General features: G+C 44.0%; 5 protein-coding genes, 1 rRNA gene and 3 other annotated features. Of the genes, 5 read left to right on the top strand and 1 reads right to left on the bottom strand.

Annotated features, from left to right (window positions below; all coding sequences use genetic code 11):
* From MED217_RS13315 to MED217_RS13295, 5 genes are all read left to right on the top strand, one after another.
* On the top strand, positions 1-3,073 hold a 3,073-nt coding region (locus tag MED217_RS13315), incomplete at its 5' end, for a SusC/RagA family TonB-linked outer membrane protein (protein ID WP_009781060.1).
* Between the two features lie 29 nt (positions 3,074-3,102).
* Positions 3,103-5,205, top strand: a complete 2,103-nt coding sequence (locus MED217_RS13310) for a RagB/SusD family nutrient uptake outer membrane protein (RefSeq protein ID WP_040532850.1) — start codon at positions 3,103-3,105, stop codon at positions 5,203-5,205.
* A gap of 765 nt (positions 5,206-5,970) precedes the next feature.
* Positions 5,971-6,549, top strand: a complete 579-nt coding sequence (locus MED217_RS19375; RefSeq protein ID WP_394330434.1) for a sensor histidine kinase — start codon at positions 5,971-5,973, stop codon at positions 6,547-6,549.
* Between the two features lie 81 nt (positions 6,550-6,630).
* Entirely contained in the window at positions 6,631-7,323 is a 693-nt protein-coding gene (locus MED217_RS13300; RefSeq protein WP_040532847.1) for a DUF6250 domain-containing protein, read from the top strand.
* Complete coding sequence (locus tag MED217_RS13295) at positions 7,320-9,218, top strand: rhamnogalacturonan lyase (RefSeq protein WP_230199274.1); 1,899 nt, start codon at positions 7,320-7,322, stop codon at positions 9,216-9,218. Before MED217_RS13300 ends, MED217_RS13295 begins: the two co-directional genes overlap by 4 nt.
* A 182-nt stretch (positions 9,219-9,400) precedes the next feature.
* On the opposite strand, the gene rrf is transcribed toward MED217_RS13295, so the two are convergent.
* Positions 9,401-9,509: ribosomal RNA gene (gene rrf / locus MED217_RS13290) — 5S ribosomal RNA — on the bottom strand.
* A 148-nt stretch (positions 9,510-9,657) separates the two neighbouring features.
* Positions 9,658-9,905: a sequence feature (23S ribosomal RNA rRNA prediction is too short), on the bottom strand.
* Between the two features lie 19 nt (positions 9,906-9,924).
* Positions 9,925-10,084 (bottom strand) — a sequence feature (23S ribosomal RNA rRNA prediction is too short).
* A gap of 19 nt (positions 10,085-10,103) precedes the next feature.
* Positions 10,104-10,272 (bottom strand) — a sequence feature (23S ribosomal RNA rRNA prediction is too short).
* Positions 10,273-10,358: the final 86 nt, after the last annotated feature.

Below are 10,358 nucleotides of genomic sequence, written 5' to 3'. Positions count from 1 at the left end.
GTCAGGTACTGTTACAGACACCCAAGGAATGCCATTACCGGGCGTAAATGTCTTGGTAGAAGGTACCCAACGTGGAACCCAGACCGATTTTGACGGGAATTTTAGTTTACAAGCTGCTGAAGGAGAAACCTTAATATTTTCATACCTAGGAATGAAATCGATTTCGCAAGTAGTAGGAACTGAAAGTACGTACTCGATTACAATGGAAGAAGACAGTGCAGAACTGGATGCCGTAGTTGTGGTAGGTTATGGTACGCAAAAGCAATCAGACCTCACCGGAGCGGTTTCGTCTGTAAGTTCTGACGAGTTATTAACACAACCTGTAAGTAATGTTTTTCAAGCGTTACAAGGTAAAGCTGCTGGGGTAGACATCACAAGTAGCGAACGCCCAGGTACTGTAGGTTCTGTACGTATACGGGGTAATCGTTCTTTAACAGCAAGTAACGCCCCTCTTTATGTAGTAGACGGCGTTCCTCTTTTATCAGCTTCTTCAATTGAAACCATTAACCCCAGAGATATTGAATCTATCAACGTTTTAAAAGACGCATCTGCAACTGCGGTTTATGGTTCTAGAGGGGCAAATGGGGTAATTATCGTTACCACCAAAAAAGGAAAAACAGGACGCTTTGCTTTAAATTATTCGGGTACTGTAACTACTTCTAACATAGTAGATCGAGCACCTGCGATGAGTGCTGCAGACTTTATTGAGTTTAGAAGATGGGCTGCTTACAATTTAGATCCCAATACCTACGCACATCCAGACAGTCCTACTTTGGCTAATGATACCAATATCTTTGACAGCCCATTAGATGGCCAAACCTCAAGAGACAATGTATTACAAGGCTGGCAAAATGGTTCTTTTGATGCATCACGAGTACAAAATACAGACTGGACCGATTATGTTACCCAGACAGGTGTATTGAGTGAACATACCTTAAGTGCCAGTGGAGGTACAGAGAAAATCAACGCCTACGGATCGGTTGGTTATACCAATAATAAGGGTACACAAAAAGGTCAGTTTTATGAACGCTATACTGCAAACCTTAGTGCAAACATCAATGCTACTGAATGGTTTGAATTTGCAGCCAATTTTAATCTCTCTTGGAGTGAGCAGGATTATGGATTTTCCACTTTAGGTGGTCGTAGTGGCTCTGTCCCAAATGCGATATACGGCGCTGCCAAGAACATTTACAACATCGCAGTTCCTTATGATGCTAACGGAAATCTTGTCATCAATCCTGGAGGTGAAAATACCATTTACACCATCATTGGAGAAGAAAACAAAAGTACCCAGTTATCACAAACGCTCCGTGCTTTAGGTAGCTTAAGTGCCACTTTTGATATCGGTGAGATTTATGAGCCATTAGAAGGTTTAGAATACCTAGTACGTTTTGGTCCTGACTTTAGACACTTTAGAGAAGGAGTATATATAGATGGGAGTTCTTCTCATCGTATCAATTCAGACGGGTCATTAGGAACCAATTATGCACGTTTAAATAACAGACGTGATTTATCTTGGACATTAGACAATCAAATCAACTACAGCACAAGTTTTGGAGAAAAACACAATTTAGATCTTACATTACTTCAAACGGCTTCATCTTGGAATATTGAAAGTTCAGGAATGTCAGGTAATAATATTCCCAAGGCATCTATGCTTTGGAATAACTTTGGAGCAATTGATTTAACCAATTCTGAAAACAATGTGAGTATAGGCTCTAACCTTAACGAGCGTCAGTTAAGTTCGTATATGGTTCGCGCCAATTACGGTTTCAACAGTAAATATTTATTAACGGTTTCCGGACGTTGGGATGGTGCTTCTCAATTAGGCGAAGGTAATAAATGGGATTTCTTTTCATCAGCAGCTTTAGCCTGGAGATTAGATCAGGAAGATTTTTTAGCAAGTGCAGATTGGGTTGACAACCTTAAACTTCGTTTAGGTTATGGTACTACAGGAAACTCTGCGGTAAGCCCATATGCAACTAAAGGTGATATCATATCGATTTTTCTACCTTTTAACGGTCTCTCAAACCAAATTGGTTATACGACCAACGAGCCATATTACTCAAGATCTCAGTTATCCTTGGCCAATCCTAATTTAGGTTGGGAAAAGACCACTCAATACAATCTAGGTATTGATTTTGGTCTCTTTCAAAATCGCTTATCCGGTAGTTTAAACGTGTATAGATCGTACACCTCAGACCTCTTGATGTCTGTGAACATCCCTACGCTTACAGGTTTCCCTTCTACTATCGCCAATATAGGTAAAACTAATAACCGTGGTTTTGAGGTTTCTTTAAATGCGATTCCTATAGCTTCTAGTGAAGGTTTTCAATGGGAATCTGATTTAAATGTTGCTTGGCAACGCGATGAGATTGAAGAGCTTGCTTACGGCGAAAATGATATGGTAGATAACAACTGGTTCATCGGGGAATCTATAGGCGTTATTTACGGTTATGACAATGCCGGAATCTGGCAAGATACACCAGAAGATCAAGCAGAAATGGCCGCTTGGAATGAAAACGGCTATGATTTTACACCGGGCAATGTACGCCCTGTAGATCAAAATGGCGACTATGTTATGAATGCAGATGACCGTGTAATCTTAGGTAATACCGCACCACGATGGACTTTAGGCTGGAATAACTCCTTCAGCTATAAAGGCTTTGAATTGAGTACACTTATCATCTCACGTTTGGGGTATCAAGCAAATATTGGTGGAGAACCTATGACCGCACGCTCTAACCAACGCGAGGTTGATTATTGGACTCCCGACAATACCGATTCTAGATTTCAGAAACCTATTTTAGGACAAGCGACCTCAGGATCACAAGATGAGTTTTCAGGACTCTTGGGAATACGTGATGCGGGCTTTATAAAAATACGTAATATCTCTTTGGGGTATAATTTCACCCCTGAGCAAAGCGAAAAAATGGGGCTTAATAATCTTAGAGTTTACGTACAAGCCGTTAATCCGGGAAGTATTTACCAAGGTGCAGCCTGGTATGACTTTGATACTAATTCAACAATTTTCAACCGCAGTTTTGCTGTTGGTTTAGATATTGGACTGTAAAATCAGCTATGAATTTTAAAAAGAAAACGATGAAAATAAATATATTTAAAAAGAGTACTACGGTACTCTGTTCGGCTCTATTAGCACTGAGTATCACATCTTGTAAAGATGATTTTCTAGATGAAGAGTTGACCAATCAATATTCAACCGAATATTTTGAAACCGCTCAAGGTCTTGAAGATTTAACCGTTTCTCTATATGGAAACATTAGATGGCATTTTGGTTATGAATGGGCATATGGTCTTACCCTGTATGGTACAGATGAATTTACAAATGCCAACGATCTCACTAATGAAATGTGGAACACCTATGATAACCGTTTAGGGCCCGTAGGTGCAACACCAGAAACCGGAGCAGCCAATGGTAATGCAACATCGCCGGCCGCCTTATGGGATCAGATGTATTATGGTATCGCCTCTGCAAACACCATTATTGCAAATGCCGAAGTTATCGAAGATGAAGGTATACGCAACCGCTGTCTGGCGCACGCCCATTTCCTAAGAGGATATAATTATTACCGACTAGCCGCACAATATGGTGGGGTTGTACTACAACTAGAACCCGCAGAAGGAGTGGTTCGCAATTTTGAACGTGCAACCGATGAAGAAACTTGGGAGCAGGTGATTTCTGATTTCAGAGATGCATACACCTACTTTGAAGGCGAGGTATACACCTATGGTAAAGGGGTTACCTGGACCAAAGCTACAGCAGCACATTTTTTAGCCAAAGCATTGCTTTTTAGAGCCTCTGAACGTAATGATGCCTGGAATGCTGAATACATTCAAGGTGATCTTACTGAAGCTATTGATGCTGCAACCTATGCCATTGATGCACGTGGTGCTTTAACCGATGACTATCGTGACCTATATGCTAATTGGACGGGTGTAGATAGTGAAGCAGAACAACTTGATGAAATTTTGATGGCCGCACCTCATAACGCAGATGCTTCTACTTCAGGCCGCTTCGGGAATCGCACCTACAATTACTTTACGCCTCAATTCTCTAATTTTTCCGGAGGATGGGTACGTCGTGGAGTATGGATTGGAGGTATGGACTTTCAGCGTCTACGTCCTACCGAATACACGTATGCGGTTTTTGACCACGTAAACGATTCAAGAATGTGGAAAACTTTTAAAACAGTTTACGGAGTAAATAACGTAATCAATACAGATGTCGATGTAGAACTGGGAGATCCCGGTATTGTGATGATTTTGAATACTAAAGATGATGATACCTATAATGATTTTACCTTTGGTGCTAATATTCAGAATCCTGATTGGCGCGATGTTGAAGGTCGCTTACCAGAGTGGGAAGAAGGCATGCGTCAAACTCCAACTTCAGGGTCCTTGACAAGCAATCCTGGACAATTTGTACCCAATTCTTTAGTACTATATCAGAATGGTCAATACGTGTCTCCAGATTTTAAGAGTACCCCGGTGTCTAACTTTTTTGCCGGAATAAATAAGACTGATGACGGTTCTCGTTTTGCTGAGAAAGGAGATGCACACCGTGATGTGACCATGGCTCGCCTTGCTGAAACCTATCTTGTTCGTGCAGAATGTTATGCACGCCTACAACAATATGGCAACGCAATGAATGACCTGAATACCGTGCGTGCTCGTGCAGCCTGGAAAGCAGGAGAAAATCGATCATACTACATAGACGGGTCGGTTGCTTTTGAGAATAACAGCTTAAACACAGGTTCTGCGGCAGAAAATTATGTAAATTCCAACTTGAATATGAACACATATTACCTTTCTAATCCAGATATTGAGGTGACTACAGCTGCTTCAGATTTAAGCTTAACCTCATTTCCTGATAATCTTCCCGACGAAGATGAGGCGGTATTGACAGCCCTAGGCATTTCAGGTTCCTATGAGCGTGCGCTTCATTTTATTTTAAACGAACGTACCCGAGAGCATTTGGGAGAATGGCAGCGTTGGGAGACGCTTTCAAGAACTGGAACACTGATTCAACGTGCCCGTGCGTTCAACCCACAAGCCACCAACATCACTGAAAATAAGCACGAATTGCGTCCTATTCCGCAATCATTTATAGATGGACTTCTCAACGAGGACGGATCCAACCTTTCTCCAGACAGAAGAGCAGAATGGCAAAATCCGGGATACTAAATGTTGCGCTTAGCTTGAACCAATTTTAAATAGCGATTCAATCCCCAAGGGTTTAAACCTTTGGGGATTTTTTTTATGCAGGAGGTTGACGCACAACGTTAAATAATGTTTAAACTCCTTAAAATCTGCAGTTCACAAGTTCCTTTTGATATTTTTGTCATCCCTAAATCAGCACAATTGAACGTACACGATCTTGATAGAGCATCAGCATTAGCTGCACTAGACTTTGACTACAACGGCTTAAAAAACGAACTTGAATCTTTAAGTATACTGGCTGCAAAAATTGCCGGTACCGAGCTTTCTGAAATCAACCTTCTCGATTCCTACGCACAGTGGACGGTAGCCAGTTCGCTAGGCGGAAGTTATCAAAAACCACTGGAAGCCACAGTGTGTAATCATACGGTTGAAGAGGCGAGAGACTTTGAAACGCGTTTAGATCTTGACCCGCGCTTTAAGAATAAAGAATTTGTAACCCAACAAGGTTTTATTTATTATTTCGGGATTCCCTTAACCTTAGGCCAAACGATTCCCGTAGGTTCCCTTTGTGTTGTAGGTAAAAGCATAAACAGCCTTTCAAAAGATCAAAAAGACCAGCTGCACTTAATAGCACAGCAAATAGAGCAGTATTTAGGTTTAAAACAACATACTGTACATTTAGAGGCCCAACTCAAGCAACAACAACAACTCACCCGTCGCTTGGCACATGATATTCGCAGCCCGTTAAGTGGCATTGCACAGCTCAAGACCGAGCAAGATTTTAAAACTATGGAGCGTGAAGATCTTGAAATCTATCTTTCCGCAGCCGTAGCAAGTGCCGCTGCTATTCTCACCTTGACCGATGATATCCTGAGCAAAGATGCTGCCCGGCTTCACACAAACGCTTCAGCCTATGTTACCTTAACTGAATTGGGCACAAAACTTTACGAACTCTACACCCCACAAGCCACTCCCAAAAACATCGAGCTACAAATAGACTACGATGCTACTTCGGTTAAAGTTCCCCGAAAGAACCTCTTACCGCTTGCAGGAAACCTTATCGCAAATGCCATCAAGTTTACGCCTTCCGGCGGAAAAGTAAGCGTCACGCTTAAGATACTTAGGGATCAAGATCCAACCTGCATAGAAATTCAAGTGGAGGACAATGGGATCGGGATTGCCCCGGAAAACCTTAAAACCATCACTTCAGGAACAGCTCGTGCACAAGCAGGAACTGCAGGTGAAACCGGCTACGGTCTGGGACTGCGTTTTGTAAAAGAATTAAGTGAGCGCCAGGGAGGAACGTTTACCATTACTTCAAAAGAAGGTTTGGGAACTAAGGTTTTTTTGAGGCTCCCCATAGACTAAGTGCGTTTTTCACAGGACAGTACAGGATATTATTTCGCGTGTTGCTACTTAATTTATAGCAGTAAACAATTGGTACCTCCTATGCGCTTTTTATTATGCTTTACGATGCTGTTTTGGCTTGAACAGGCTTTGGCGCAAGTACCTCCTACCTCAAAAGAGCTCTTTAAACCGGAATACTGGATTATTGAGAAAACAACGGCAAAAACTCTGGTAGCGTTCCGGCAGGAACATATCGAAGTCAGCGCTAAAGGTGGAGTCACACTTTGGTACCACGAGCCTTTGGAAGCTCCGGTATCGATTCGGCTTCAGGCCAAAGTGGTCGCTACCGAAGACCCGGTGCTGCGGGTCTCTGATCTCAATTTTTTCTGGATGGCTCAAGATCCCGAATATCCCGATGATTTTTTTAAACGCTCATCTTGGCGAAACGGCGTCTTTCCGCACTATTATTCGCTCAACCTTTATTATGCAGGTTATGGAGGCAACACCAATACCACCACCCGATTCAGAAAATATAAAAGCACCTACGAAACCTTTGCCAATTCAGGAGAACGCCCCCCTATTCTCAAAGAATATACCGATGCCGATCACCTGCTGAAAGCCGATGTCTGGTATGATATTCATATAGAAATGAATGAAGATCGTGTTCGTTTTTATGTGAATGACAAGCTTTTATTTGACCTGAAAGATGAAGCCTCTTATACCCGTGGGTATTTCGGTTTACGTACCGTAAAAAGTAAGATTCAGTATAGAAATTTAAGCATCAAGCGCCTGTGAAACCATTTCTCTTTTTATTGAAATATCCCAACGGGCTACTCCTATTGAGCCTGTGGGTAATGGCCTATAGCTCTGGGAGCGCACAACGTCAGCCTGCAGAACGTTTAGATCGCGGTGTGGTCGCCATAAAACTAAACAACCAAACCCATATCAGCTGGCGCCTGCTTGAGCAGGATCCACAATCCTGTGCCTTTGATGTATACAAAGAAACACGCGAGGGAACCTTACTAAAACTGAATACAGCGCCGTTGCAACAATCCACCTTTTTTACCGATACGCTACCGGAACCAACGCAAACCTATTATGTTACCTATACCGGTGAAACGCCTAAACGCGATCCTGGCAACAGCAGTAAACTACACACCTCCCAGGCAAATACACCCTACCTTTCGGTTCCTTTACAAAAACCGGAAGCAGTCCGCAGTGACGGTTTAAGCTATACCTATTCGGCCAATGATGCCAGCGTTGGGGATCTGGATGGCGATGGCATTTACGAGATCATTTTAAAATGGCAGCCTTCAAAAGTGCAAAATCCACCGCGTCCCGGCCTTACCGGACTGCAGCTTATAGATGCCTATACATTAGACGGCACCTTGTTGTGGCGTATCGATCTGGGAAAAAACATCAGAGCGGGTGCTGCGTATACCCAATTTTTGGTCTATGATCTTGATGGGGACGGCAAAGCCGAAGTTATGTGTAAAACTGCAGACGGAAGCACAGACGGCACAGGAAACGTCATTGGTGACGCAACTAAAGACTGGAGAAACTTAGACCCCAAATCCCCGTTTTATGGCAAAATCGTAGAAGGTCCGGAATACCTTAGTGTTTTTGAGGGCGCCACCGGCAAGGTATTAGATACCCAAATCTATATCCCAGATCGTTATCCTTTGGATGGCTGGGGCGGCATAGGCGGAAACGGCAATAATGACAACACCGGAGGTCGCGCTGATCGCTTTACAGCCGGTGTCGCCTATCTTGATGGAAAGAAACCCAGTGCGGTCTTCGTACGCGGATGGTATGGGCGTACCGTAGCTGCTGCCTGGGATTTTACCAATGGAAAATTAGCATCGCGCTGGGTATTTGACTCCAAAGACGCTAAAAATCCGTTTTCAGGACAGGCCAACCACCAATTGAGCATTGGTGATCTGGATACCGACGGAAAAGATGAGATCTGTGTGGGCGCGATGGTCATCGACGATGACGGTTCCGGGTTGTACACCACAGGCTTGCGCCACGGTGATGCTTTACACATCAGCGATATGGATCCAGATCGTCCCGGTTTGGAAGTATTTGGTATACACGAGAACGAAGGACGTACGCTAAAACTGGGAACCCCCGGCGTGGCCCTTTTTGACGCTGCTACAGGAAAGATACGTTTTGAAAAAGGAAGAAGTTTAGATGTAGGTCGTGGTGTCGCTGCAGATATTGACCCCACACACCCGGGTTTTGAAAATTGGGGCGGTCCCGGCGGCTTACGAGATATCCACGGAAACACAATTAGTCAAAATACGCCATCCTCTACTAATTTTCTGGTTTGGTGGGATGGTGACCTCACGCGCGAATTATTAGATCAAAACCGCATCGATAAATGGAACTGGCAGACCCAATCCACCGAAAACTTGCTCACCGCAAACGGAAGCGTCGCCAATAACGGAACCAAGGCTACCCCGTGCCTGTCTGCTGATCTTTTTGGAGACTGGAGGGAAGAAGTGATTTGGCGTACTCCCGATAGCAACGAACTGCGCATTTACACTACGACCTACCCTACCGCTTACCGTATGCCCACCTTGATGCAAGACCCAATCTACCGCCTGAGTATCGTATGGCAGAATGCCGCCTACAACCAGCCCCCACATACAAGTTTTAATATGCTGGCAAGGTATGCTGAAGAATAGGGTACTTGAACTTGCTTATAGTCTTTACGCTATTGGATACAGACTTATGAAGCATTAAGCATTGAAATAGAAAATACAAAAATCATCCCCTGTCAATTCGAGGGCAGTCGAGAAGCCATCATTTTCTACAGACATATATTCAAAAAAAAAGTCTGCATCAGATATTGATGCAGACTTCTAAAACAAGGCGGCGACCTACTCTCCCACGAGATGTAGTACCATCGGCGCTAACGGGCTTAACTACTCTGTTCGGAATGGTAAGAGGTGAGCCCCGTCGCTATAACCACCTTAAGCTGTCGTATGAGTTAATCACATACTTTAATAAGTTAACATATTGGGTAATAATAAAAAGACTACTGTCACAAACTTGACTTGATCATTAGAAGTATAAGAGTGTTCCTCCCGCACCATAACGGTGCGGGAAGACGTACATAAGCTTACGGGTTATTAGTACTACTCGGCTATGACATTACTGCCTTTACACCTATAGCCTATCAACGTGGTCGTCTCCCACGGCCCTTTAAAGAAATCTCATCTTGTGGTGGGTTTCGCGCTTATATGCTTTCAGCGCTTATCCCTTCCCGACATAGCTACCCTGCAATGCTCCTGGCGGAACAACAGGTACACCAGCGGTCGGTCCAACCCGGTCCTCTCGTACTAGGGTCAGATCCACTCAAATTTCTAGCGCCCACTATAGATAGAGACCGAACTGTCTCACGACGTTCTGAACCCAGCTCGCGTGCCACTTTAATGGGCGAACAGCCCAACCCTTGGGACCTTCTCCAGCCCCAGGATGTGACGAGCCGACATCGAGGTGCCAAACCCCCCCGTCGATATGAGCTCTTGGGGGAGATCAGCCTGTTATCCCCGGCGTACCTTTTATCCTTTGAGCGATGGCCCTTCCATGCGGAACCACCGGATCACTATGCTCTACTTTCGTACCTGATCGACCTGTATGTCTCTCAGTCAAGCTCCCTTATGCCATTGCACGCTACACACGATTGCCAACCGTGTTGAGGGAACCTTTAGAAGCCTCCGTTACTCTTTTGGAGGCGACCACCCCAGTCAAACTACCCACCAAGCACTGTCCCCATAATATGGGTTAGGCTTCAAACAAGTAAAGGGTGGTATTTCAACAAT

It is taken from the genome of Leeuwenhoekiella blandensis MED217 (assembly GCF_000152985.1).
Taxonomy (GTDB): Bacteria; Bacteroidota; Bacteroidia; order Flavobacteriales; family Flavobacteriaceae; genus Leeuwenhoekiella; species Leeuwenhoekiella blandensis.
The sequence above is the reverse complement of the archived record's forward strand: the minus strand, read 5'-3'. Positions and strand labels throughout refer to the sequence as shown.